The organism is Parabacteroides sp. KHUB-02, assembly GCF_056640955.1.
The window spans coordinates 65,737-90,003 of sequence record NZ_JBWQEV010000001.1; the positions used below are offsets into that span (position 1 = coordinate 65,737).

The following is a 24,267-nucleotide window of genomic DNA, read 5'->3' on the forward strand; positions in this document are numbered from 1 at the left end:
ATAGATTTATGTTCAGTGACGGTACACGGTGTCTGAGCACTTCTGGCATATTCACGAAGACAGCCCTAAGTCTTGCCGAATAACCGTATGCATACCACATTCCTGTTATGCTTTTATAATGTAAATGGATCTGGTATCCATCGTTATTATGCTCGTTACGGATAATACTGTCAAGTTCTATACTTCTTATATGTTTGGCAGATTTACCATATAGAGTTCTTTTATTCCCTGAAAATTCCGCAAAAATCCAGTATTACCTTGTCATCTCTCCACGTCAGTTCCTTGAATGGTGTGTGTGCCGTAAGGAATACCACAATATCCGCTTTGTCGTAGGCTTCTTTGTAATCTGTCAACTTGAACACATTGTGCTCCCTCACATTGGGTTCCACAACCAGGATATTGGCATTATTGCAACTTTGCATCACTTTCGTGGTTATATATTTCGCGGGGCTCTCACGCAAATCGTCGATATTCGGTTTAAAAGCCAAGCCCATCATAGCGACACAGGGTTTGCGGTGATGCTTCAACCCAAACTTCAACATAACGTTCTTCACTTTTTCCGCACACCAGAAAGACTTATAGTTGTTGATATCTCTTGCATCCGCAATCAGTTTACTCTCTGCTGGAAAATCAGCTGTGATAAAATAAGGGTCAACAGCGATGCAATGACCACCCACACCGCAACCTGGTTGCAGAATGTTCACTCGCGGATGCTTGTTGGCAAGATTGATAAGCTCCCACACATTAATACCTGCCTTGTCGCAAATCAAAGAAAGTTCATTCGCAAAGGCAATCTGTACATCACGACAGGAATTTTCTGTCAATTTGCACATTTCAGCGGTACGACAATTAGTCTTGTGGAGCGTGCCCTGCACAAATTGAGAATAGAACTCAATAGCCTTATCAGTAGATTCGGGATTCAAACCACCGATGACACGGTCGTTGTGTACTAACTCGTAAATCACATTACCCGGTAATACACGTTCGGGGCAATAAGCCACAAAAATATTTCTTTCCAATTCAGGACGTTCACTGAAAATGAGGCGGGACATCGCTTCGGTAGTGCCTACGGGTGAAGTGGACTCAATGACATAAAGATCGCCTTTCTTAAGCAACGGTAATACGGCACGCGTAGCGGCTTCCACATAGCTGGTGTCCGGTTCATGATTTCCTTTGAATGGAGTGGGAACTACCATGAAATAAGCATCGCTCACCTCCGGCTTTATGGATGCTTTCAACGAGCCGGCATTTACCACTTCCTGTAACATCTCTTCCATGCCCGGCTCAATGATATGCAGATGTCCTGCATTTGTCATTTCCACTACTTGAGGGTTAATATCAACTCCCATAATCTGAATGCCGTGCTTGGCGGCAATGATGGCTGTGGGCAGTCCGATATACCCCAAGCCCATAAAACAAGCTTTCATTATCAATCTATTATATAAGTGTTATTATTTTGTACAATCATTCAAAATTTCTTTCCAAATACAATTGCACAGAATGTGTTCAGCAGAATTTTGAAGTCGAACCACCATGAACGATGCCCTAAATAATAAAGGTCATATTCCAAGCGTCGGAGCATCTTCTCCATTGTATCCGTATAGCCGTTATATAGCGTGGCATACGATGTTACACCCGGACGGATTTGGTAAAGATAGGTGTATCGTTGGTCGTGTTCAAGTATCTGGTCTATATAAAACTTGCGTTCGGGACGCGGACCTATGAATGCCATATCGCCACGCAAGACGTTGTAGAGTTGAGGCAATTCATCCAAATGGTGCGCTCGGATGAAACGACCGATTTTTGTCAACCGAGGATCATTGTCACCTCCGCTGTGACTGAGTTGTGGCCCGAACTTCTCGGCATCCAGACGCATGGAACGAAACTTGTATATATAAAATGGACGACCGAACCTGCCGATACGCTCCTGCTTGAAGATGGCACTTCCTCCATCCTCCATGTGAATGACAATGTAGCAAATCAAGAATAGCGGAGAAAAAATTGTCAAAGCAATCAATGACAGGATAAAATCACTGATACGCTTTATATTACGTGCAAATGCAGACATCCCGTCGGGAATAAAACTGTCCCGTGGCACATATTGGCTGACATGTGTGGTGACAATTATTGCGTCATCATTCGAGCTCCCTTTCAACTTATGCAACCACATCTGATAAGCATTGAAATTTATTGTATCTGCCATTTTCAATTTTATAGAAGTTGCTGTTTGTGAACCTATCTCAACTGAGTATTGCAGCAATAAGCCAAGGGATTCTCCGGATGTAACCGTACATGGCATCTGAAGGCAGTCTGAGTAACTACGCAAATTCATGTAGCCTTGTCGTTTATCAAAAAGGCGTAAACCATATGCTGAGTAGCCATATGCACACCATGCACCGATCTGTTTATTCCAATATAAGTTGATGTTAGAACCGTCATTTTGACTTTCGGTTTCCCTAATAAGTTGAATATTCATAAAATATATTTGCGAAATTTACTTAAATTAAGGTTTATACCAAATCCTGTTGATTGTACAAGTCTTGTTGCAATTTAGTCAACGGACGTAGATGAATGTCATTCTCCAGAAAACCAAAAATGATACGTTTCTGAAGGGAAGGAGTTATGGTCATCCCATTGTATTGATTTTTCATCATCTTCATATAGGTCTTATCCCATGCCTTGCGTTTCCAGATAATTTCTTCCGTTACATCCTTGAATGCGGAATACAATGGAGTAATGTGGAAACACTTTTCATGATTTTCTCTCAAAAGATTGTTTCCGGGTGCGTCAAAGTAGATCTCCAGAGCTTCCGCTTTATTGCTTTTCAAATATTCAAGTACGACTTTGTCATGTGAAATCCCTTTCAAGTGCACTGTGCTCATCACCATAGCCATTGAACTGATATTGTTCTCCTTGTTTCAAGATGCGCAGTACGTTCTTGTTTCAGCGGTCATCCTTTCGGATTACAAGTTTCGTTAATGCAAAATTTGCAATCATTGATCACTTTGTTTTTGTAAGGTTCCAATGACTTCCGATTTTACTGCCGAAGCGACCAATGTCTTGTAACAGCCTATGGAATGGATGTCACAACCGGTACGGTCATACATTCCGGCTTTCAGTAAGACTTCGGCCTTTTCTTGCACATGTCTGCCGTATCTCCCGATCAACGAGGGCACATTGAGTTGAAAGGAGATATGTTCTTCCTTCAATATCTTATAATCTTTCTTCTGCATGTATTCATACCGTTCCGGATGGGCCAACAATGGATAATAACCTTTTTTTTGGGTGCGTTGCAAAATAGACAGTAGCCCCATTGGTGGACTGAAATAAGAAGTTTCCACTAACAGATAACGTTTTCCTTCCTCAAGGGGTAACAGATCATCCTTTTCCAACCGTTCCTCAAAAAGGTTATCCAACATATATTCCGCAGCCAAAGCCAATTCCACCTTCCCTTGATACTTTTGCTTTAAGCGCAAGAATTTTTGTTGTAATGCAGCGGTTTCATTGGGCATGTCTTCCATGATATGAGGGGTAAGCCATACTTTCCGCACTCCTTGCCGTTCCATCTCATCTAAAATTCTCCATGTTTCTTCTTCTGTTTTTACCCCATCGTCAACACCGGGCAACAAGTGACTATGGCAATCAGTCATCCCATGCAGGATACCGCTATCGGCTATAGGAACAGAAGATTTAAAGAACCACATTTCAACTTACAATTTTATATCATTTTTTATCTCTACAATAAGAGGCATACCCGTTGTGGTAACCATAACTATAACCATAGCGGTAACTATAGCGTCCACCGGTGCTTTCCGTGCCATTCAAAATTATTGAAAGATTCTTGAAACGCTTTTCTTGATAAATGTTTTCCAATTCAGACAACAGCGAGCGATCCAACAATCCCGCACGTACAACAAAGAATGTCCGATCGGCATATTGCTCGATTATCTGTGCATCTGCCACAATATCAATCGGCGGACAATCAATAAAAATATAGTCATACTCGTTGCGTAAGGCTTGTATCAAGGTTGCCAAACTTTTATCCTCCAACAATTCCGTCGGGTTGGGAGGAATGGTTCCTACCGGAATGGTATGCAGATTAGGATATTTTTTATCCGTTATAAGCAATTCATTCCAACTGGTTTCCTCGTATCCCAAGTAGTCACTTAACCCCTTTTTAGGCGACCCGACATAAGCCGAAACTGTTCCATGTCGCAAATCCCCGTCTATCACCAACACTTTTTTCCCTTTAATGGCAAAACTCATGGCGATGTTCATGGACAAGAAACTCTTTCCGCTACCCGGATTAAAGGAGGTTACTACAAATACCTTCTGCTGGGTGTTCTTGTTTTTTATAAAGTCCACGTTGGAGCGGAGCACACGAAAAGCTTCGTTGATAATGTTTCGGTTACTCTCTTCCACCACAATCACATGTTCCGGAGATTTGTTATTTTTTTTCTTGTTACTGAGATATAACGGTATTTCACCTAAACAGGGCACACTCAGGTTTTCCAAATCTTTTTTACCCCGAACTTTGGTGTTCATATTCTCTTGCATAAAGATAATCACAGCCGGTACTAAAAGTCCGAGAACAAGAGCCACCAACAAAATGTTTTTCTTATTCGGTGCCGTTGGTAAGGCACTGCCACGTGGAGCTGTAATCATTCGCGTATTATAAGCGGTAAATGCTTGTGACAGTTCGTTCTCTTCACGTTTCTGGAGCAGATACAGGTACAACTCTTCCTTTACTTTTTGTTGGCGTTCTACCGATAACAAGTATTTGGCCTGACTCGGATTAGAAGCTAACTGTTGAGTTGTAGTTGCTTCCTGTTGGCGAATACTGCGTATCTGGGTATTCAACGATACAATCAGATTATCAACCGATTGAAGAATCGTACGTTTCATACTCTGCATTGAGTTCCCTAAATCTTTCACCAATGGGTTCTTCTCACTACTGTTAGCTATCAACCGGTTACGATCCAACACCATCTTGTTGTATTCACCAATTTGACTTTCGATATTTACGTTAGCTATACCGGAGTTGGTCGGCAATGGCTGGTTCATATCCTTGCTGTTCAGTTCGCGACGAATATACTGGGCCGTGGTAAGCTGGTTGGTGAGTGTCTGAATTTCTTTTTTATTCTCAGCCGACTGGCTCATATACAGACTGGAGGCCGCTTGAACATCAGGTAAAAGATGTTCACTCTTGTAGTTGGAGATATTCTCATCCACATGACCCAATTCGTTTTCAATCACGCCCAAACGTTCACCGATAAACCGTGAGGTACTTACAGCTATCTGGTTCTTGTCCTGGATCCATTTTTCGTTATAAACCTCAATCAGTGTATTTAATATATCTTCTGCCTTTTGTACGGAAGCATCATCGATGCTCAAATTAATAATGGTGGCATTTTCATTGCCTAAGTCAGCTCTCAATTTTTGCGTATAACTATCAGCCACCGCATCAGCCGGTTCTTTACTATATTGAATAGTGCTACCTGTAAAAGAATTCTCATATTGAGAGGTTAAGCTGATAGCCAATGTCCCTGCAGATGTTTGAATGGAGTCTCCGATATTTCCTTCAAACCGTTCCCCTGTTTCTTTTCCTGCAACGATAAAGTTTGAAAGATAAAACTTGTTTTGCGTGTCAACTTCTATATCAAAACTTACATTTTTTTTATTATCAACAAGGTAAGTCACCAATATCGGGCTTGATTTATACAGTTCTATTCTTTTCAAGCCTCTACGAATAGTATATATCTCATTTAGCCCCAAACGCTTCACCACCTCTGTCATCAGCGTAGGGGATTTCAAGGTGAGCAGTTCGTTGTTGATATTGGTGTTTGATTTAAAAATGCCCATATCTGCAAACTCATTCATGGCACTTGCCGAAGAATTGTTCTTAGAGTCATCCTTAATCAAAATGACAGCCGTCCGGGTATAGATATTAGGGGTACTCAACAAATATAATGATGCCGTTGCCAACGCAACGAATAAGGAAAGGGCAAACCAATACCATTTCGGGATAAACATACCCCATAAATCTTGTATCCGTATAAAGTTATCGGCAGGTTTGCCTGCGTTCGTTCTATTCTTTATCATTTTGGCTCTCTTTAATAGCTTATGAAATAATATCTAACAACATTACTTGAACAACAAAACACCCAGCGAGGATAGGAACGAACCGATACTGATCCACAACGATACCGATTTCACACTGTTCTCATTAATGGTGCTTTGTCCGGCACGCACCTTGTTGGGCTGTACATACACCACATCATTCTGTTTGAGGTAATATACCGGTGAATTAAACAGATCTTTCGAGCGGATATCCACCCAATGGGTTACACGCTCGCCGTTTTCTTCACGGATGACAAATATCGCATCTCGCTTTCCGTAGATGCTCAGGTCACCCGCCATGCTGATGGCTTCCAAAAGGGTGATCTGATCTTTCGTAATGGCATATTTGCCCGGAGTTTTCACCTCGCCCAACACAGAGAAATAAAGGTTCATAAACTCAACCGTGACCACCGGGTCGTTTACCAGATTCTCTTCCATTAGTTTTTTCTTTACCAAGGCGGCAATCTGACTCTTAGTCATGCCGGCAATATGCAATGTTCCGATAATCGGAAAATCAATGTCTCCCTTATCATCCAACGTATAGCCGGATATTTCTCCATTATTGCTGCCGGTACGCAAATCAGTAGAACCAGCACGGTATTGTACCCGTGTCAGATTAAACAAGGCCGCCAATTGCGGATCTTTGCTGGACACCATAATGGAGATTTGGTCTTTCGGTTGTACGGTAATGTCCCGCGCTCCGGAAATCGTCTCAGGTTGGTTAACCACAATGTCTTGAAAGTAAATAATTTCCTTCGATGTGTTGCAAGACGTGAGCAACACAATCCCGAGAAGAAGAGTCAAAAATCGCTTTTTCATTTTTATTTTACTGTACAGTTTATTTTCATTTCACTCTGACTTTTGCAATTTCATCAGAAAAGCCTGCGGAATATAGGAGGTGGCTACGGCACATACGCCTTGGACGGTGACCACTAGGCGGCTATTCTTCCTAATCCGGCAGATAACCCCTTCCGCTCCCTTGAACTTCCCGTCAATAACCCGTACACGTTCTCCCTTGTAAAACTTGGGATTGTCCTCCCCGAAATATTCCATCCCTTGCTCGCCGGACGAAGTGACCAGCATGAAGACATCCATTTCCCGCTCGGGAATGGCGAGAGGAAGCTTTCTCAATCCCTCCTGCCTTGTATATAAGATCACCTTATTCGTGAATTGTCGCTGCACCTCCAAAGCACGACAAACGGTTGAACGGAAGAACATAAGCGAATTAATGACCGGACGACGGAGTTTCTTCTTTATGCCGTTACGTTCCATCAAGGTTTCCTCACAAGGAATGTAAGTCTCGATCTTGTCTTTTTTCAATATATCCTCAATCTCGAAAACTTTGTTATAAAATACTTTTAGGGCGAACCAATGTTCGTGTGTGTGTGTTTCTATGTTCAACGAAAAGTAATGTTACCGGGTTGATAAAAAGGATATAATTTCCATTCCTGCACCTTCCGCTTTTTCAAATAAGGAAGATACAGCAATCAAGGTTAATCCGGTTTTTTCCTTCATAGGACTTCCGGAATGCGGGCCGCTCCTGACTACAGTGAGCGGATACCGTAACCCCCGTATTCGTACCGTTTCTATGTAAGAGAGGGTACACATGTTGTTTTTGCTGATAATCAAGAATATACATTGCTATAAAAGTACATTTTTGCTCGGTTTGCTCAGTTTTAGACTCGAAAATACGCTCGAATGGAAAATGCAACGTTCTCCTTTTATTTTATATTCTTATTACGGCACTATTTTGATTCATATTAAATTAGTAATATAAATTATTGATAATCAACTGTTTGTAAATGGGGGGGGTAAAATAAGGAAATAAAAACGTTTATTTTACTTTTCAGTTTTACTGAGAATCATTACCTTTGCAGTGTGTTTTTACCCTCTCTTACATAGAAATGGTATCGTTCAAACCCTTCAAAATCTTCTCGTTCGCATTATCTATTATGGCATTGTCCAAAGAATCCAAGTAAATAAGCGTAGTCCTTTCGCTGCTGTGTCCCATCCCCGCACTGATGACGGCAATCGGTACGTCGTGGTTGCGTGCGGCGGTAGCCCAGCTGTGGCGTGGCGTATATGAGGACAAAGGTAATGGTTCGCCGAGCAATTTGCCCAACCGTTTCAACTTTCGGTTATGGTAGTTCAATCCGGTCCGATATTGACGGTAAGCCAGCTCCGGCTGTTCATCGGTAAGGATGGGGAAAAGATATGGACTTTCCGGACAAGTCCGCCCATACCGTTCCAATATCGTTACCATACACGGCTCTATGCGGAGTGTCAGGTATTGCCCGGTCTTATGACGATAATAGGTGATTCGTCCTCCACCTACATCCTCTTTTTTCAAATAGGCCATATCCACAAACGCCATCCCACGGGCGCAATAGCTGAACACGAACATATCTCTTGAAAGTGCCAGAGCCGGTGATCCGGATAGGTCAAGCCGCTGTAACTTCCGAATGGTTTCCTCATCCACGGCACGCTTCGATGTGCGAGCCACTCCTGTATAAACCTCACGAAACGGAAAGGTCTGCACCGCAAGACCTTGCTTTACGGCCTTGTTATAGACGGCACGCAGAATCCGCATATAGAACGAGCTGCTGTTTCTCGCTACCTTTTGTTGCCACAACCATGACTCATACCGACACGCTAGGGCGGAATCCAACGATGAAAAAGGAATGTCGTCACCGTCCAGGAAAGCGGAAAAGCTGTTCAGTGCACGCCGGTAATTACGAGAGGTGCCGTATTGGCCATTCTCCCAAAGCGTTTCCATCTCTTTTTTCATGTAGTACAGGAAACCGGGCTCGGAAGGCAGGGAGCGATAGCGGTTGAGTATTTCCGACAAGGTGTATGTTTCTCCGCTACAGTCCAGCTCGCGGATAATCTCACGGATGTCACGCATCTCCTTTTCCGCCCGTTTCCGGTAGGCGGTCAGGACCCTCTCATTGCCGGGGACAGCGACAAGCTCACGTTTCGTCTCATTCCACCACTCGGGAAATATCCTCATGTCGGTGGTAATCTGCCTGTTCTCCTGACGGTGGCAAAGCTGGTAACAGAGCGTGCCGGCCTTACCCTGTACCGTCGACGGACGGAATTTTAATTTAATGGTAGCCATATATAGTCTGTTTTATGATGAATAATAGGTACATAGATACAACCCGTGGGCTATATTGTTGAAGGAAGAAAATATTTAGTCATGGATTCCGCTTCTCCACTTGGAACACCGAATATCACCTGATGCCGATGCCAAACTCTGTAAATCTTCTTGAAAGACAGTCCGAATAGCCTCGTAAAGAATCAAAGTCCGAAAATGAAAAGCGACGTTTTTTCCGTGGAACAAGTCTAGAAATATTTATATCGCATAAACAACAAGACAGTATATGTTTTCTGGGAAATTCGTGAAAAACAGACGGATACCAGCGAGTTCCCTATAATCAAAGATAAATCAAAACCGTATTGTCACGGGCGTTCCGGCTTCGCTTTCCATGAGTATTTTCCTTGCGACAAGTCGCGGAAAATACACATGGAAACAAACGCCCGGACAATGGTTTTGATTTCGGGAAAGATTATAGGGACTCACTGCGACCGACGCAACGCATGACCGTGTCATTGATGAAAAAAGGAGGGCCTCCTTTATATCCCTAATAAATTCGGCAGGAAGTACGGGATATATGGGCAGACCTGCAATGTCTTATGAAAAAAACGCCGCCCCATGAGAAGACAGGGACTTCAGCTCCCTCTGCTCTGCATAATCCTCCCTTTGCGCCCGTGCCGGCTTCTTCGCCCTTCCTCCGCATACCATATCCTTGTTTTCACGGCATGTTTCTCTCACGGAAAACTAGTCTTTCGGACATTTGACGACATCTGATGACATCTGATGACACCTTTTTGAAAATCAGTGTTTTATTCGGATTTAGCCCATATTTTTGAAGTGTCAAAGCAATTTATTAACCCCCAAAAGAAAAGGTATGGCACAAGAAAAGAGCCCAAACGAGAAGCCTGGACGGCCCCGGAAACCGAAGGTCATGAACGATGCCCCTTTGGTGGAACAGATCACCGAGCTGATGATGATTCATAACAAGAGCGATCCGAAAGCCGGTGTACAAGTGGTCAGCGAGATCGACAAGGACGGGAAGGTCAAGACGGTTCCAGCGGACGAGAAGAATGAAAACTCATTCCTGAAATTTGACAAGAACTCGAGCATACTCGAAAACTTCATCAAGAATTTCTGGAGCCAGCTCAAGGAACCTACCCATTTCCGCCTGCTCCGCATGACCTTCCACGACTACAAGGTGAACAAGCAGGCGATCCAAGACCTGGCGGAAGGGAAAAAGACGGACGCAGTGAAGGAGTTCCTCAAACGCTACGAGATCCGTCCGAGAGAGAACAAGGAGGAACAAAACATGAATAAACAAGAAACAGCCATGGCAAAAAAAGAAACGCAACCGCAGGAACCCCTGCAACAGAGTGAGGTACAACAGGCATCACAGCAACAACAACCGCAGGCACAGCAGGTGCCGCAAGAGCCGCAAGGCCCGCGCTATCGTTACAATGAGAACATGATCGACTGGGAGGGATTGGACAAGATCGGTATCTCAAAGGCGACACTCGAACAGCAAGGACTCCTTGACTCCATGCTGAGAGGTTACAAGACCAACAAGCTGGTGCCGCTGACACTTAACATTCCCGGCGTGCTGACAGCCAAACTGGACGCGAGGCTCTCGCTCATACCGCAAGAGAACGGGCAGGTGGGGCTGGCCGTTCACGGCATACGCAAGGAGCCGCAGTTGGAACGCCCTTATTTCGGGTTCAACTTTAGTGAGGAGGACAAGAAGAACCTGCGTGAGACCGGCAACATGGGACGTGCGGTGGAACTCAACCTGCGTGGAAGCGAGTACACCCCCTGCCTGATCTCCATCGACAAGAACACCAACGAGCTGGTCGCCGTCCGGCAGGAACATGTCTACATTCCGCAGGAAGTGAGCGGGGTAAGACTTACGGACGAGGAGATCAGACTGCTGAAGGAGGGACAACCCGTCAAGGTGGAGGGGATGACCTCCAAGGCGGGAAAGGAGTTTGACGCCACGCTCCAATACAGTGCCGAGCGCAGGGGGCTGGAGTTCATCTTCCCGAAGAATCAGGTATTCAACGAGAAGTCCATCGGAGGCGTACCGCTCTCGCCTACCCAGATAAAGATGCTCAGCGAGGGACATACCATCCTGGTCGAGGACATGAAGTTCAAGAACAGGGACGGGGCTTTCTCCGCGTTTGTCACGATAGACCAGACGACAGGACGGCCGAATTACACCCGCCATAATCCGGAAACCGGAGAAATCTATATTCCAAAGGAAATCTGCAACGTGCAGCTGACAGCCGAGGACAAGGAGGTCCTGCGCAAGGGGCAGGCCGTCTATCTGGAAAACATGATCAACCGTAAGGGAGAGGAATTCTCCGCGTTTGTGAAGCTGGACATGAATACCGGCAGGACGATGTACTCACGCACGCCGGATGGATTCAACGAGCAGCAGGCACCACGTATCCCGGCGGAAGTTTACGGCCATGTGTTCACGGCGCAGGAAAAGGCGAACCTCCAGGACGGGAAGACCCTCCTTGTCGAAGGGTTGAAAAACAACGGGCAAACGTTCAGCTCCTACCTGAAAGTAAACCCTTATTCCGGACAGTTGCAGTATTTCCAGGAGAATCCGGATATCCGCAGGGACACTTCCCGTCAGGCGGCACAGGCGGATACCGCCCAAGGCCAGCAGCAGGAACAAAAGAAAGGGGCAAAACAAGCGGTATAACCCCGATCGGAGAGAGACAAAATCAGTTTTACAAACATCAAATCCCCAAACCGTATGAATACGAATCGGAACATCCCTTATATTTATAATATAAAAGATATTGACTGGACCGCTCTGAAAGCCGTGGGTATCGGCAAGGAACAACTGGAAGCGGACGGCAGCCTCGACCTGTTGTTGCAAGGCAAGGAGTCGGAAATCATCCCGTTGAGACTTTGTACCCCGGTTATCAGCCTGACCATGGACGCCACACTCAAACTGGTACCCGGTGACAACAACAAGCCAATCATGGAAATCAACGGCCTCCGCCAGGAGGAACCTTCAAAGAAATAACAAAAAAATAAAACAAGTTTAACCTATCCCCCGTACCGCCCAATCCGGTACGGGACATCAAAAAAGAAGAATATGATCGCAATAGTGACTGACAGGCCCAACGTGGGCAGAGAGATAGCAAGAGTGTTGGGAGCCGACAGAAAAGAGAACGGCTATATGACCGGGAACGGCTACATGGTGACATGGACATATGGCAACATGCTTTCCCTTGCAATGCCGAAGGATTCAGGGACAGCCCGTGTGGAATGGAAAGACTTTCCCCTGCTGCCGCCTTCCTTCCTGACAGTAAGGCACGTGAAGACGGATACCGGATGGAATCCCGACATCAACGCGCTCCTCCAATTGAAGATAATAGCCAAGGTACTCAACGCGTGTAACACCATCATCGCGGCAACCGACGCTTCCCGGGAAGGAGAGATGCTGTTCCGTCATCTTTACGGCTTTCTGGAGTGCAAACAACCCTGTTTCCGCCTCTGGATCTCGTCTCTGACGGACGAGGCCATCACGGAAGGCATGGCGAACCTCCTTCCATGTGACCGGTTCGACAACCTGTTCCTGGCGGCGGACAGCCGTAACCGGGCGGACTGGCTCCTGGGGGTCAATTCAAGCTATGCCATCTGTAAGGCGGTAGGCTTCGGGAACAATTCGCTGGGCAGGGTACAGACCCCCGTACTGGCGGAGATATGCAGACGGTACCGGGAGAGGGAGAATTTCCTGCCAGCCGACAGCTGGCCGGTATTCGTCAGTCTCTGCAAGGACCGACAAATCATAAAACTGCGCCACACGGAAGATTTTCAGGAGTACCGGTACGCGTCAGAACTGTACGGTGACTGCAAGGCGGTACGGAACGCACGTATCGCGACGGTCAGCCGCGAGAGCGAGGACATCCGGGCACCGGCTCCCTACAACCTGACCGAACTTCAGAAGGACGCGAACCGTTACCACAACCTAACAGCCATACAGGTACAGGATATCACCCAAGGCCTGTACGAAAAGAAACTGATCTCCTATCCGCGTACCGCCAGCCGCCTGCTGACAAGGGACGTATATGACACGTTGCCCGCTGTCATGGAAAAGATTCTTTCCCGCAAGGAATTCCGCCAATACGCCAAAATGACGGACTTTGCCGCGCCGCCAAGCGACATCAGCGCACAGGAGACGACAGATCACCACGCGATCATTGTCACCGGCATGCCCCCCGGAACATTGAACAAGGAGGAACAACTGGTCTATACGCTCATTCTCGGCAGGACACTCGAAGCCTTCATGCCATCCTGCCGGGTGGAATATACGACCATCGACGTAGTATGTGCCGCACGGAAGTTCAGCGTCCAAACGTACCGCGTCCTGAAAAAGGGGTGGCTCAGCATCTTCGGGCGGGAACATCTTATCGCAAGGGGGGGGATGCCCTGTTCCGCACTACCGGATTTCTCCCCGGGAGAGCCGGTACCGGTAAGCGGATGCAATATCGTCCGCAAGAGAACACTTCCGGTATCCCCCTATACGGATGAGGAGCTGGTCGGCTATATGGACCGGAGCGGATTAGGGACCGTCTCCACGCGTACCAATATCATCCGCACACTGCTGGAGCGTAAATATATCCGCTATTCAGGCAAATATGTCATCCCCACCCCAAAAGGGCTTTTCTTCTATGAAACGGTACGTGGGATGAAAGTGGCCGACACCTCCCTCACTTCCGGATGGGAAGCGGAAGTGGCACGGATAGAACAGGGAAAACTCACGCAAGAGGAGTTCCTGGGAGGGGTACTGGAACAGGTGAAGGAGGTGACCGGTGAGATATTCCGGATCTATCAGGCTAAAAACAACCCGTAGAATATTACGCCACCGGCACGGGACGATTCTCAAAAGAGCAGGGAGTACAGGCTTTCAATGCCGTACTCCTTTTTTCATGGGAGATTGGATAGTTTTTCCGCTTTTAACCGGCAAAGGTCTTGGATTGCCTCGTTTTTGCCGCAAGGCGGCCCCCTTTGGGGGCTTGGTTGGTCAAAAGAAAATCATCCTCGCTACGCTGCGGTATTTTCTTTTGCCAAGCCTTGCGCAAAAAGGCAATCCAAGGGCCGGAGGCCTATAAAATCGGGAAAACATATCCCGATGGGATTATTCATTCTTAAAAATTTAAAGATATGAAACTGCGACTCATCGAAAACATCTGCAAGCGAGTGGTCTCACTGGTCCTGCTTACGGGAATATGCCTGCTCTACAGCAAGGGAATCATTCCCGTGTACCTGATCGTCCTGTTCCTTTTATCGGGAACAATCATAGGATTCCTCTTCAGGGCATTCCTCCTTGTGATAAAAGTCATCCTTATCCTGTCCGTCATGGGCATGCTTGCATAACTCCTAAAATACAAAAAACATGAGAACCGCGACATCCACCCCCTCAGCCCCGGTCATGCCGGTCGCATGGCCCGTCACAAAGCGCATAAAACCTGTCAAAAAACGGTTCCCCTGCATATTGGACGAACCGAAAACAATAGGCCACTACCTGGAGCCATTAAAGGACATCGCGTCCAATCCCGACAGGCAGAGACTCCTGAAAGAGTTTTTCCAAGAAACTTATGTATAACTTACAAATATTTTACCATTATGTTTTTTCAAACGATCAACCGAATGATTACGGCAGGCACAGACCTGAGTATCAACATCAGACAAGTGAATGACAAACTGACCGTGGCCGTCATGCCCCGGCGTGCGGGACTGAAAGACGAGGCCGGGGAACAAATCGTCCCGCTGGTATTGAACGGTACCCCGGAAGAGCTGGACATGGAATTCCTGGGAGCGATCGCCGCGCCCGTACAGAAGGCGCAGGGCATCCTTACCAACCTGGAAACATTCGAGAAACAAGCGGAACAGGCCGTATCACAAAGCAAGGCGGCCAAGTCCGTAGCTGAGAAGGAATCAAAAGAGGTATGCGAGAAACGGGAGAAGATGGAAAAGCTGCTTAAAAAGGCGGAGGACGCCACAGGCGGCAAACGCTATTCCGAGGCGTTGACCTGGCTCAGACAGGCAAAACGGCTGGCCATGCCGGACAAGCAGAAGGAGATTGACGTGAAGATAGCGGAGGTACAGAAAAAAGCGTCCGAGGGCAGTCTCTTCGGAGCGGAACCGGTAATGCCGGAACCACAGCCCGCGCAGGTTATCCAACCGGTGGCGCCGCAACCGGTACCCGGTCATGCCCCCCGATATCAGGGAGGGGAACAGATACGGATGTTCGCACCCGAACAACCGTCCCGCCAATCTCCCCACCAGATTTCGCGGTCGGTACAAGGCACGCGACCACAACAGGTTCCACACGGACAGGCGGCTTCACGACCAGGAGCGGATGGTACACCGGCCGACTGTCAGCAGCCCGTGAACCGACCGCAGACCATACAATTCCACCAGCCGGTACAGATGCCGCAATCACAGGTATACGACGGTCAATGGCTGCAACCCGTCCTTTCGCAACCGCAAACGGCTTCCACGCAAACCGTTCCCGATAACAAAGGGGAAAACGAATACGGGGCACGAGCGCAGGACATGGGACAGTACGGCTTCGACAAGGACGACGAGCATGACAGGGAGCTCCTGCGTGAGGACCCTTACGCGGAATATCTCGACTTCCCGGAGGAATACCGCATGAAAGACGAGGCACAAATGGAAATGATATGTTGTTAACCCCTATAAAAATACAATTATGGCACTAGAAATTAAAGGATTGCAGAGAGTTTTCAAATTCAGGAAAGGCTCGTCGGAAATAGAACTGGCCGATCCGGACGACAGCCTGTCCCCGAACGAGGTGATGGATTTCTATTCCATGACCTATCCAGAACTGACCACGGCGAGCGTACACGGTCCGGAATGCGAGGATGACAGCGTGGTCTACCGGTTCAAGACGACCATCGGAACAAAAGGGTAGATATATGGCAAAGAGAATTTCCATCAAAAAAAAGGAGGATACATGCAAAACGCTATCAGAATCACAAATGGCGGGACTGGCCGTATTGATCATCAGGGCCGCCGACCTCTCGTACATCGGACGGGGTACGATGGGCCGGGAAAAAAGAAGACTGCCGCCACCGGGGAGCGTAACGCTTTTCTGACAAGCAGATTCATCCCCATCGCGGAGGACTATCTGGTGGAGGACGAAATGGGAGGGGCATGCATCAACCTGACCACGTCCGAAAACTTTGACTATCTATACCGGTCCGCCCTGCGATATGCCGATCTCATGAATGTCAGACTCCCTTTCCGCGCGAGGAAAGGGAGCGGTCCCCGCATCAACATCACCGCCTTGTACAAGGCCCTGGACGAGACCTTGCCGGAACATGTCAATCTGGAGGAAAGGGCCGGGAGGCTCCATTTCTGCCTGTACAGGTTCCATGACTGGCCGGACCATACCCTGTTCTGGCTACCCGTCGATTTCACGGAGAGCCTTCCTGTTCCGTTACGGCGTATCGTCCGGGAATTCATACGGCAGTTCGTACGTTACCACGGGTTGAACGCCGTCACGGAAACATGGTATTATGAGCTGGCGGTGGAGGAACTGGATGACTGGAAGAACCGCGATCCCGAGGCTTCCCCTCAGACAATCCGTAAATACAAACGCCTGGCGGAATCCTATCAATCCGGGAAAATCGCAAAAACACTTAAACGAATGGAAGGGAAACCGTTCTGTACCGATCTGGAAGAAAAGGTTCGGAAATACCGGGCGGCAGTGAAGGAGGAACGGGAGCTTTTGGAACTGATACGGGAAGGGATGGGACTGATTACCCCAGGAAATCCGTGCATCATGCAATACGGTTACGACTGGGCGTATGAAAGATCACCGGATTTCCCCCCGATCGACCTGGACTGTCAGATCATGCTGGCATATTCCAACAATGACGCCCTCACGGAGAACATGGAATGCTATTTCAACTCGGACTACCGGGAGACGTATGCCATCACCCCGGTCACAAGCATGTATCTGACACCTGAGACGGACAGACTGTTCCGGATGGACGACTATCCGGAGAGACTGTCCGGATGGATGGAACGGTTCACGCAATGCATAAACAGGCATTTTAAAGTGCCCGTTTCCCAATAAATAAAGAAACGAAAACAAAAAAATACAGGATATGAACGAACTTACCAAGCAACTGCAAGAGATAATGGTGCCCAAAGCGGCGCTGATCGCCTATGAGTACCAGGAAGGTCACTACGCAAGCGGAAGTCACTACCTGGAACTACGCCCTATCAACAAAAAGGGAAGAATGGAAGCCGGCATTCCGGTTACATATGAATTCATGGACTCCCTGGTGGAATCCTATTCGGACGGGAACCGGCGTATCCCGCACGGGTGGCTGCCACCCAACATGCTGTGGTGCGATACCCGCAGGGGGCATGAAAGCTATGTGTGGTATAATCCGCCGGGAAAACGGCGGATGTTTTTCAAGAACGACCTGAACATCGGGGATGGAATGTTCCACGTGCCGGGAGTCATTTATATCATTAAAAATGAAAGGATGGACATCTTCGCCTACAAGGGGAAAAAACCGGACGGGAGGACACCACTCTATCTGGCCCCTTTTTTCAACGTGACCGGTGGAAGCGTATGCCTGGGAAACTCCACACTGGAGAAACCGGAGAGCCTGGATTTTCACACCCTGTTGGAATATTGGGAGAAACGTTTTTGGCTCAGTGAATTTTCCCATCTTGGAGGAGGGAAGAACCCGACAAGAAACAATCTGGTCCTGGTTACTGAGCGGATGCGTGAACAGCCGTTCGACAACGACGAACTCCAACCGATCAACAAACGATTGAAAGACATCCTGCCATGAGAAAGATCCATTTCACAGACAAGTACCTGCTCAGTCCCTATCACCCCGTAACCGTCCTAGTAGCTGGGGCGGGTGGAACCGGATCGCAGGTAATAACCAGCCTGGCACGCATGAGCGTGGCATTACAGGCTCTGGGACATCCGGGGCTGCACCTGACGGCTTTCGACCCCGACACTGTCACGGAAGCAAACATCGGCCGCCAGCTGTTCAGCGAGACGGAACTGGGGTTGAACAAGGCGACGGCGCTTGTCACCCGCGTCAACCGTTTTTTCGGTTACGCGTGGGAGGCCAGGGAATGCCGCTATCCGATCATAACCAAAGAAAGGGATAAAAACGTCCCGCTGGCGAACATCATCATCACCTGTACGGACAACACCCGTTCCCGGCTCGATCTGTGGCGGTTCCTGAAGAAATACAGGGAATATAAAAATAACGATGAGAAAGCGCCGATATACTGGATGGATTTCGGGAACGCCCAAACCACCGGGCAAGTCCTGGTAGGCAATATCCGGAGCAAAATAAGCCAGCCTGCATCCAGCGAATACCTTCCCATGCCCAGGATGAATGTCATCACCGAGGAGGTCAGCTACTCCACCATCCGGGAGGAGGACTCAGGCCCGAGTTGCTCACTCATGGAGGCGTTGCGCAAGCAGGACCTGTTCATCAACTCCATGCTGGCACAAATCGGTTGCGACATCCTCTGGCGCATGTTCAGAGAAGGGAGGACATTCTACCGGGGGGCCTATCTCAACCTTGACACGCTACGGGTAAATCCCATTCCGGTATAAACGGACGTGGATTTATTCCCGGTCATTCCTGCCGTACGGTCCGACCTTTCATCCGTACGGCACTCGCCACTCCCTTTTCCGTCATGACCAGCTCGTACCGTTCCAACCTTTCATAGAGCTTGCCCAATGTCTTGCATCCGTATCTCTTGACCTTGAATTTGGGCATCATTTTCTTCAACGAGCCGCCTATCAGGGAAAGGGAGACCTCCTCCTTGCCGTCAGCCGCCTGCTGGAAAGCCTTGTCAAAAAACTCCATATCCCTTCGGATAAAAAAATCCGGAGTGTTCTCCAAGGTCTTGTTTTCCTTACGGTCGGCATACAGGAATACGGAACAGGAACGTATCAGCGATACGGGAGTCTTGCCCTCCCCATATCCCAGAACCTTCAATCCCGCCTCCCGTATCCGTTGCGCCAACGGGTTGTAGTCACCGTCACTGGCGACCAGACAGAAACAGTCCACCCGGCCGTCACGGAGAATGTCCATGGCGTCTATGACCAACGCGATATCCGTAGTGTTCTTTCCTGAAGCATAGGAGGAGGCCTGCACCAACCTGAACCCATATTCCCGGGCGGTCTCCTTCCATCCGGAAAGAGCTTTCCTTGTCCAGTCACCGTATATCCGTCTGATAACGGCATCCCCATAACGGGAAACAAAGCCCATGATATCCTCCATCCTCTCAAAGGACGCGTTGTCACCGTCAATCAGAACCGCAATGAGATGTTTTGAATTGGTATTTGTCTTCATAACAATCGTTTATAAGACAAAGTTAGCATAACTTCCGCATATCCACATTGCCCCGTTCAGTTTTTCTTTCCCCGTTTCTGCAAAAAATCCTGTATATCCGAACTCCTGTAGAAATTCTTGCCGTTCTCATCCGTCTGATAATAACGGATCAGTCCTTTTCCCGGTAACGGGCCACGGTCCGAAGCGACACGTTGAGCAGCCTGGCTATGTCATAGTTGTCCAGAAGCTCGTCACCGTTCAAGAACTCCTTCACACGGCCCATCCTATCCAGTTTCTTCTCTATGCGGTCAAATCCTTCCACTATGGTCATTATCATTTTCTCGAGCACTTCATTATCTATATACATCATGGCATGTATCTCCTGTATTTTTTAAAGGTTATTACTGAAATACCCTCGGTGCGCACTGTAAGAGTATATACCATTTTATTATGAAAAATGTATGCCATACCTCCTTTATGTCTTTTAAACAGCAATATAACATATTGATAATTAGATATAAATTATGTTTTTCTTCCTTTTCGAATGTAACAGGTGTAAACAGGTAAAGTGTAAAACTGTAAAATATGGATTGTAAACTTTACATATTACCGGTCATCCGTTACCACCATGCCTTATCTTTCCGGGGAACAGGCTAAAAATATCATAAACCAATGTATATCTGACATCTGATGACATCTGATGACGTTTGCGGACACCTTTTTGGATATGAGTCCCCCTCTCCATACTTTCGTATCAAATCGAAAAAAGGAAAGACTTATGGAATTTGTGTGTATCGAGGCCAAGACATTCATGGAAATGAATGAGGCCCTGGAAGCCATCGCCAGAAGAGTGCATGAGACATGCGGAGGAAGCACGCGGGGCATGGATGAGTGGATCGACAACCAGGAGGCATGTACGCTTATGGATGTCTCGCCAAGAAAAATGTTACAACTCCGGAGAAGCGGGTCCATCCCCTACAGTTACATAGACCGTAAAGTATATTACAAACGGCAGGATATCATCCGCTTTATGGAGGCGGAAATTCATCGGGTGACACCTCTAAATCGAATGATATGATCCAATCCATGCTGACCAAGGAAAGCCCGGAAATCATACGCTTTTTCCGGAATATTGAGAGCCTGTCCGAAATACTGGACACACAGGCGGAAAAGATGCGGCCGGTCCTGAACGGCGAACGTTATATGACCGACAGCGAGCTGGCCGGACACCTGAAACTGACACGGAGGACACTGGCCGAGTACAGGATAACAGGTAAACTGCCTTATTACAAAGTGGGAGGCAAATTATTGTACAAGGAAAAGGATATCCTCGTGCTGTTGGAAAGAAACAGGATGGAGGCTTTTGACAATGGATAACCCCACATGTTCACAAAAGCCAGACATGTTTAATTAGAAAAAAGGAAGGTATTTATAACCAATTAGACACTAAACGATAAGGAATATCGCAAAACAGAAATTTTCACATGAAATTTTGCAATAGAAGTCTTTGATATTTTATGCCATACTTTGGCTATATCAAAGGCAATCAATATTTTGTGCTATGAAACATAAAAAAAACATCTATGAATCCATCTTTTATAGATGTAAAATTGTTATTTTTGCAGACGAGAAACATTACAAATTAGTAATATGCTGATATTTAGGATATTATATTGGATCTTGCGTTTTCGTTTACGTGAGAACTATTTTTATTATTAAAAAACGGAGATATGAAAGAATTAAATTTAAGCAATCTTCTTGATTACAAGGAGGCTGTTGAGTACTTTGCAAACAACAAAGTTGATAATGTTTTATCCAATAGTGGCAATGAACATGCTATTGTTATTTTTGACAACATATTCAAAACCGCAGAAAGAAATATTTGCTTGTATGCACAAGATATATTTTCTAATCAAAATGTTGTTACAGTTTCTCCGTCATATATAGAATCATTACGAAAATTTTTGAGCAAAGAAAGAACAAATCTGCGTATTGTATTAAGAGATTATGATGAAATTAATTCTTGTAATTGTCTAAGAGATGTACTAAAACAATATTCATCAAAAATAGAGTTGAGAAAAAACAGAAGAGGAGAAGTAAAGATTGGAGAAAACAGTGTGCATTTTTGTATAGCAGATGGAAGAATGTATCGAGTTGAATATGATACAGATACAAGAAAAGCAAGATGTAATTTTAATGATGAGAATGCAGTAAGTAAGTATCAAACAGTGTTTAATCAGCTTTTTGAAGCATCTACACCAACATATTTGTAATATGTTACATTCTTTTTGTGAATTTTCAGCAGTAATACAACTTGCAGCGACATTTAATTTGGGATGTATTGCTCTTTCTGGTCAAAAGAGTTTTGCACGTTCATTAGCCAATTACTTTTTTCGTGTAGAAAATTACATGAATGTGGAATTTAGAAGAATAAAGGAACTTATATCCACTGATAAAAGTTCCTTTGAAAATATTATTCCACAAACTATACAAGGAAAGGATTATGAAGAAGAAATAAAATACCTAAAAAAGGAATTTGAGAATCTTGAAACAGAAACGAATCAGGTTTTGGATTATATTAATAAAGAGATAGATGCAAATTATACTCCTAAATATTTGGATAGTATTTGTATCATTCTTGGATTATACAGTCTGTTTGAATTAATAATGTCTGTTTTTATAAAAATTGGAAAGGAAGATTATATTTTGTCTTTTTGTGCTTTGAATATTATAACGATATTGTTTGTAACAACATGTGTTATTGCAGAAGGAATCAACTATTTTTTGTTCTTTTCGAGAAGATCACCAATGGTTTTTAATTTTTATATGCAAGGAAAAAATGCGGTTCTCATATCTGTTTCTTCTTTATTTTTCGCATGGATATTCCCATGTGTAAATCAACTTTTTCGCCCTCAAATAGATTATACAGATAGCATAGGACGGTTTCATTTTTACATTGGATTATTATTACCTTTTGCAGGGTTCTTCATTTACTGGATATATATACAAGTTCTTTCAAGAAGAGCTAAAAATTTTATACGGGAAAAATTTTCTCCTTCCATGAGAAAATTTCAAGGATTACATGACCGAAGAAATGAAATAGATACAATACTTACAGAATTTTCTATTAATAATATTCAATTTGAGAATAATGAAGAAGACTGAGAGTTTAACTCGGTCTTCTTCATTATCATCACATTGCCTAATTTATAAAGTTTACGTCACAAGCCACGGGAAGGTAATCCTGAAGTTCCCTAGCCTTCCTCTCGTCCTCATCGGAAGAACTACGAGAGTTTTCAAGAGAGTGACAGTTCGGTATCACTAAGGTTACTCAGGGTCTTATAATCCTTGTCGGTAGCCAATGCACGTTTCACATAAGTACTTAATACATTGCGGCCCATATGAAGGATTCCGCAAACACCTCTTTGGCTGTTGCCTGATGCCAGTAATTGAAGCATATGTTTTAATTTAGTCATACTAACTGGGGTATTTGCCATAATTATGTTATAAAAAATCGAATAACAAAATTATGGATATTAACATTCCCCTATGTAAGAATTGTTGTGATTTTTTATCAGTAGAGTGCTAAAAATGGTACCGATTCGCTGATATTATCATGATGATAATTGGTGAAAAGATATGTGTTTAACAAAAAGGTAAGGACAGCCCCTCTTTTAAAGTGGTGTCCAATTAGTTATAAATGCCAAGAGGAAAACCCTGATTCAGACCAAGAAAACAGAAAGCTGTAAGACGGAAACAACGGGTACAATGAATTATCTCCATTTCTTCAGTATAAAAATCCGTTCAGGGAAATTGATGGAATAAAAATACAGCTTTCCTGCCCTTTTCAATGGCTTCCATGTCGTCTGCTTTCCTGTTTATGAGTGCTACGATATTATTTATACTTTTCCTTGTGTGCAGGATGGGTTCTCTGATTCAATATGAAGTATTTGCCGCAAAGTTACACACTTAAAATTTTATGCTTGGATACTACAAATGCCTCGGAGAAAAATGAAATATTGGGAATCAACAATTTTGCAAGAAAAGCGCCCCGAAAAAGGCTGATTTTTCGGAGTGTTGAGGTTGGGTTAGCAAGCACACTCCTTATGAAAAGGTGCATCTACCGTGGAATCAGAGCTTTCCTTCATTTTCGCATTACCTTTTCATTCCTGTCATACTCGATGCGAAAAACCATAGAAAGAATTTCCGTCTCCACCCAAATTCCACGGAGAAGTCAATTCGATGGAGAGAAAAGGCAATTGCTCATAACTTTCTTGGTGCATCAGCACTTTCACTTTTCGTCTGAACCGCTTGGATGCCACTTTCTTTCCCTTCTTCTGAGATTTGCAGCAACAATTAACCCCTGCCGGGAACTTTTTTCTTGATCTACTCTTTTTGACAAAGACGCTATTGTCCAGTTTACGGGCTTGCCCCCCTGCAAAGGCAAAGCAACTAGGTTCCCCCAATCCACTCTCTGGGAGATAATCCTGATTCGGAAATAAACGTTCGTAAGACTTGAAAGTCAACTTTACGCCCCGCTCTATGGCATGAATCAACAAGGCAAAGCCTAACTTTCTTGCCTTTACGGCAGGTACAGGTTGTCCGAAAAAAAATCAAAAATGGGCTCCATTTCCTGAACGGGAATGTTCCATATAACAGTGTATCTCCCATAACTTGCAA

General features: G+C 45.7%; 25 protein-coding genes and 1 pseudogene. 14 read left to right on the forward strand and 12 right to left on the reverse strand.

Translation table 11 applies throughout. The features are described from left to right. Positions 1-221: 221 nt before the first annotated feature. The 8 genes from wecC to ACYIA1_RS00375 all read right to left on the reverse strand — a co-directional run bounded on the left by wecC (position 222) and on the right by ACYIA1_RS00375 (position 9,238). Positions 222-1,427: a UDP-N-acetyl-D-mannosamine dehydrogenase gene (wecC, locus tag ACYIA1_RS00340; RefSeq protein ID WP_258919576.1), complete on the reverse strand. Its 1,206-nt coding sequence runs from the start codon at positions 1,425-1,427 to the stop codon at positions 222-224. Between the two features lie 41 nt (positions 1,428-1,468). Then, positions 1,469-2,068, reverse strand: coding sequence for a sugar transferase (locus tag ACYIA1_RS00345; protein ID WP_258920288.1), 600 nt, complete (start codon positions 2,066-2,068; stop codon positions 1,469-1,471). Positions 2,069-2,510: 442 nt separating this feature from the next. Next, positions 2,511-2,882 (reverse strand): hypothetical protein, encoded by a 372-nt coding sequence (locus tag ACYIA1_RS00350; RefSeq protein ID WP_117699835.1) that lies wholly within the window; start codon positions 2,880-2,882, stop codon positions 2,511-2,513. A gap of 111 nt (positions 2,883-2,993) precedes the next feature. After that, positions 2,994-3,704, reverse strand: coding sequence for a tyrosine-protein phosphatase (locus tag ACYIA1_RS00355; protein WP_008675134.1), 711 nt, complete (start codon positions 3,702-3,704; stop codon positions 2,994-2,996). A 19-nt stretch (positions 3,705-3,723) separates the two neighbouring features. Next, on the reverse strand, positions 3,724-6,102 hold the full coding sequence (locus ACYIA1_RS00360) for a GumC family protein (protein WP_057088971.1): 2,379 nt from the start codon (positions 6,100-6,102) through the stop codon (positions 3,724-3,726). A gap of 42 nt (positions 6,103-6,144) precedes the next feature. After that, entirely contained in the window at positions 6,145-6,939 is a 795-nt protein-coding gene (locus tag ACYIA1_RS00365; protein WP_480333998.1) for a polysaccharide biosynthesis/export family protein, read from the reverse strand. A gap of 30 nt (positions 6,940-6,969) precedes the next feature. After that, on the reverse strand, positions 6,970-7,521 hold the full coding sequence (locus ACYIA1_RS00370; RefSeq protein ID WP_008675130.1) for a UpxY family transcription antiterminator: 552 nt from the start codon (positions 7,519-7,521) through the stop codon (positions 6,970-6,972). A gap of 493 nt (positions 7,522-8,014) precedes the next feature. Next, positions 8,015-9,238: a tyrosine-type recombinase/integrase gene (locus ACYIA1_RS00375; protein ID WP_005656940.1), complete on the reverse strand. Its 1,224-nt coding sequence runs from the start codon at positions 9,236-9,238 to the stop codon at positions 8,015-8,017. A gap of 853 nt (positions 9,239-10,091) precedes the next feature. Between ACYIA1_RS00375 and ACYIA1_RS00380 the strand changes: the two genes are divergently transcribed. The 10 genes from ACYIA1_RS00380 to ACYIA1_RS00425 all read left to right on the forward strand — a co-directional run bounded on the left by ACYIA1_RS00380 (position 10,092) and on the right by ACYIA1_RS00425 (position 18,863). Then, complete coding sequence (locus tag ACYIA1_RS00380) at positions 10,092-11,924, forward strand: DUF3945 domain-containing protein (RefSeq protein ID WP_048316848.1); 1,833 nt, start codon at positions 10,092-10,094, stop codon at positions 11,922-11,924. A gap of 54 nt (positions 11,925-11,978) precedes the next feature. After that, positions 11,979-12,254 (forward strand): DUF4099 domain-containing protein, encoded by a 276-nt coding sequence (locus ACYIA1_RS00385; RefSeq protein WP_048316845.1) that lies wholly within the window; start codon positions 11,979-11,981, stop codon positions 12,252-12,254. A gap of 72 nt (positions 12,255-12,326) precedes the next feature. Then, positions 12,327-14,087 (forward strand): DNA topoisomerase, encoded by a 1,761-nt coding sequence (locus ACYIA1_RS00390; RefSeq protein WP_480334002.1) that lies wholly within the window; start codon positions 12,327-12,329, stop codon positions 14,085-14,087. A 311-nt stretch (positions 14,088-14,398) separates the two neighbouring features. After that, a complete protein-coding gene (locus tag ACYIA1_RS00395) occupies positions 14,399-14,611 on the forward strand; it encodes a hypothetical protein (RefSeq protein WP_005828779.1) in 213 nt (70 codons plus the stop codon). 19 nt (positions 14,612-14,630) lie between these two features. Next, positions 14,631-14,840 (forward strand): hypothetical protein, encoded by a 210-nt coding sequence (locus tag ACYIA1_RS00400; protein WP_007219029.1) that lies wholly within the window; start codon positions 14,631-14,633, stop codon positions 14,838-14,840. Positions 14,841-14,860: 20 nt separating this feature from the next. Further along, positions 14,861-15,931 carry a PRTRC system protein E gene (locus ACYIA1_RS00405; RefSeq protein WP_349216963.1) on the forward strand — a complete coding sequence of 357 codons (1,071 nt, stop codon included), beginning with the start codon at positions 14,861-14,863 and terminating at the stop codon, positions 15,929-15,931. A 19-nt stretch (positions 15,932-15,950) separates the two neighbouring features. Further along, the gene (locus ACYIA1_RS00410; RefSeq protein WP_195326248.1) at positions 15,951-16,172 is read left to right on the forward strand and encodes a PRTRC system protein C; all 222 of its coding nucleotides are present in this window, start codon (positions 15,951-15,953) and stop codon (positions 16,170-16,172) included. 42 nt (positions 16,173-16,214) lie between these two features. Next, positions 16,215-17,342 (forward strand): hypothetical protein, encoded by a 1,128-nt coding sequence (locus tag ACYIA1_RS00415; protein WP_272059057.1) that lies wholly within the window; start codon positions 16,215-16,217, stop codon positions 17,340-17,342. A 31-nt stretch (positions 17,343-17,373) separates the two neighbouring features. Next, a complete protein-coding gene (locus ACYIA1_RS00420; RefSeq protein WP_044544729.1) occupies positions 17,374-18,075 on the forward strand; it encodes a prokaryotic E2 ligase family D protein in 702 nt (233 codons plus the stop codon). Further along, positions 18,072-18,863: a PRTRC system ThiF family protein gene (locus tag ACYIA1_RS00425; RefSeq protein ID WP_349216959.1), complete on the forward strand. Its 792-nt coding sequence runs from the start codon at positions 18,072-18,074 to the stop codon at positions 18,861-18,863. Before ACYIA1_RS00420 ends, ACYIA1_RS00425 begins: the two co-directional genes overlap by 4 nt. A 22-nt stretch (positions 18,864-18,885) precedes the next feature. Here the strand turns inward: ACYIA1_RS00425 and ACYIA1_RS00430 are convergent, their stop codons facing one another. Both ACYIA1_RS00430 and ACYIA1_RS00435 read right to left on the reverse strand, forming a co-directional pair. Beyond that, positions 18,886-19,608 (reverse strand): NYN domain-containing protein, encoded by a 723-nt coding sequence (locus tag ACYIA1_RS00430; protein ID WP_195326244.1) that lies wholly within the window; start codon positions 19,606-19,608, stop codon positions 18,886-18,888. A 56-nt stretch (positions 19,609-19,664) separates the two neighbouring features. Further along, positions 19,665-19,957: pseudogene (locus ACYIA1_RS00435) on the reverse strand (helix-turn-helix domain-containing protein). A 408-nt stretch (positions 19,958-20,365) separates the two neighbouring features. Between ACYIA1_RS00435 and ACYIA1_RS00440 the strand changes: the two are divergent. The 4 genes from ACYIA1_RS00440 to ACYIA1_RS00455 all read left to right on the forward strand — a co-directional run bounded on the left by ACYIA1_RS00440 (position 20,366) and on the right by ACYIA1_RS00455 (position 22,752). Continuing rightward, entirely contained in the window at positions 20,366-20,665 is a 300-nt protein-coding gene (locus tag ACYIA1_RS00440) for a helix-turn-helix domain-containing protein (RefSeq protein WP_007219025.1), read from the forward strand. Further along, entirely contained in the window at positions 20,662-20,964 is a 303-nt protein-coding gene (locus ACYIA1_RS00445) for a helix-turn-helix domain-containing protein (RefSeq protein WP_349216957.1), read from the forward strand. Before ACYIA1_RS00440 ends, ACYIA1_RS00445 begins: the two co-directional genes overlap by 4 nt. A gap of 353 nt (positions 20,965-21,317) precedes the next feature. Then, on the forward strand, positions 21,318-21,860 hold the full coding sequence (locus ACYIA1_RS00450; RefSeq protein ID WP_349216955.1) for a DUF7931 domain-containing protein: 543 nt from the start codon (positions 21,318-21,320) through the stop codon (positions 21,858-21,860). Between the two features lies 1 nt (position 21,861). Beyond that, complete coding sequence (locus ACYIA1_RS00455; protein WP_221729020.1) at positions 21,862-22,752, forward strand: hypothetical protein; 891 nt, start codon at positions 21,862-21,864, stop codon at positions 22,750-22,752. Positions 22,753-22,883: 131 nt separating this feature from the next. On the opposite strand, the gene ACYIA1_RS00460 is transcribed toward ACYIA1_RS00455, so the two are convergent. Beyond that, complete coding sequence (locus tag ACYIA1_RS00460; protein WP_221729019.1) at positions 22,884-23,063, reverse strand: hypothetical protein; 180 nt, start codon at positions 23,061-23,063, stop codon at positions 22,884-22,886. 696 nt (positions 23,064-23,759) lie between these two features. Next, positions 23,760-24,146 carry a TOTE conflict system archaeo-eukaryotic primase domain-containing protein gene (locus ACYIA1_RS00465; protein ID WP_480334008.1) on the reverse strand — a complete coding sequence of 129 codons (387 nt, stop codon included), beginning with the start codon at positions 24,144-24,146 and terminating at the stop codon, positions 23,760-23,762. Positions 24,147-24,267 lie beyond the last annotated feature (121 nt).

Coding starts and splice junctions, on each gene's coding strand:
- wecC (WP_258919576.1), bottom strand. CDS start 1,427: ATGAAAGCTTGTTTTATGGGCTTGGGGTATATCGGACTGCCCACAGCC.
- ACYIA1_RS00345 (WP_258920288.1), bottom strand. CDS start 2,068: ATGTCTGCATTTGCACGTAATATAAAGCGTATCAGTGATTTTATCCTG.
- ACYIA1_RS00350 (WP_117699835.1), bottom strand. CDS start 2,882: ATGAGCACAGTGCACTTGAAAGGGATTTCACATGACAAAGTCGTACTT.
- ACYIA1_RS00355 (WP_008675134.1), bottom strand. CDS start 3,704: ATGTGGTTCTTTAAATCTTCTGTTCCTATAGCCGATAGCGGTATCCTG.
- ACYIA1_RS00360 (WP_057088971.1), bottom strand. CDS start 6,102: ATGATAAAGAATAGAACGAACGCAGGCAAACCTGCCGATAACTTTATA.
- ACYIA1_RS00365 (WP_480333998.1), bottom strand. CDS start 6,939: ATGAAAAAGCGATTTTTGACTCTTCTTCTCGGGATTGTGTTGCTCACG.
- ACYIA1_RS00375 (WP_005656940.1), bottom strand. CDS start 9,238: ATGGCTACCATTAAATTAAAATTCCGTCCGTCGACGGTACAGGGTAAG.
- ACYIA1_RS00380 (WP_048316848.1), top strand. CDS start 10,092: ATGGCACAAGAAAAGAGCCCAAACGAGAAGCCTGGACGGCCCCGGAAA.
- ACYIA1_RS00385 (WP_048316845.1), top strand. CDS start 11,979: ATGAATACGAATCGGAACATCCCTTATATTTATAATATAAAAGATATT.
- ACYIA1_RS00390 (WP_480334002.1), top strand. CDS start 12,327: ATGATCGCAATAGTGACTGACAGGCCCAACGTGGGCAGAGAGATAGCA.
- ACYIA1_RS00395 (WP_005828779.1), top strand. CDS start 14,399: ATGAAACTGCGACTCATCGAAAACATCTGCAAGCGAGTGGTCTCACTG.
- ACYIA1_RS00400 (WP_007219029.1), top strand. CDS start 14,631: ATGAGAACCGCGACATCCACCCCCTCAGCCCCGGTCATGCCGGTCGCA.
- ACYIA1_RS00405 (WP_349216963.1), top strand. CDS start 14,861: ATGTTTTTTCAAACGATCAACCGAATGATTACGGCAGGCACAGACCTG.
- ACYIA1_RS00410 (WP_195326248.1), top strand. CDS start 15,951: ATGGCACTAGAAATTAAAGGATTGCAGAGAGTTTTCAAATTCAGGAAA.
- ACYIA1_RS00415 (WP_272059057.1), top strand. CDS start 16,215: ATGCAAAACGCTATCAGAATCACAAATGGCGGGACTGGCCGTATTGAT.
- ACYIA1_RS00420 (WP_044544729.1), top strand. CDS start 17,374: ATGAACGAACTTACCAAGCAACTGCAAGAGATAATGGTGCCCAAAGCG.
- ACYIA1_RS00425 (WP_349216959.1), top strand. CDS start 18,072: ATGAGAAAGATCCATTTCACAGACAAGTACCTGCTCAGTCCCTATCAC.
- ACYIA1_RS00430 (WP_195326244.1), bottom strand. CDS start 19,608: ATGAAGACAAATACCAATTCAAAACATCTCATTGCGGTTCTGATTGAC.
- ACYIA1_RS00440 (WP_007219025.1), top strand. CDS start 20,366: ATGGAATTTGTGTGTATCGAGGCCAAGACATTCATGGAAATGAATGAG.
- ACYIA1_RS00445 (WP_349216957.1), top strand. CDS start 20,662: ATGATCCAATCCATGCTGACCAAGGAAAGCCCGGAAATCATACGCTTT.
- ACYIA1_RS00450 (WP_349216955.1), top strand. CDS start 21,318: ATGAAAGAATTAAATTTAAGCAATCTTCTTGATTACAAGGAGGCTGTT.
- ACYIA1_RS00455 (WP_221729020.1), top strand. CDS start 21,862: ATGTTACATTCTTTTTGTGAATTTTCAGCAGTAATACAACTTGCAGCG.
- ACYIA1_RS00460 (WP_221729019.1), bottom strand. CDS start 23,063: ATGACTAAATTAAAACATATGCTTCAATTACTGGCATCAGGCAACAGC.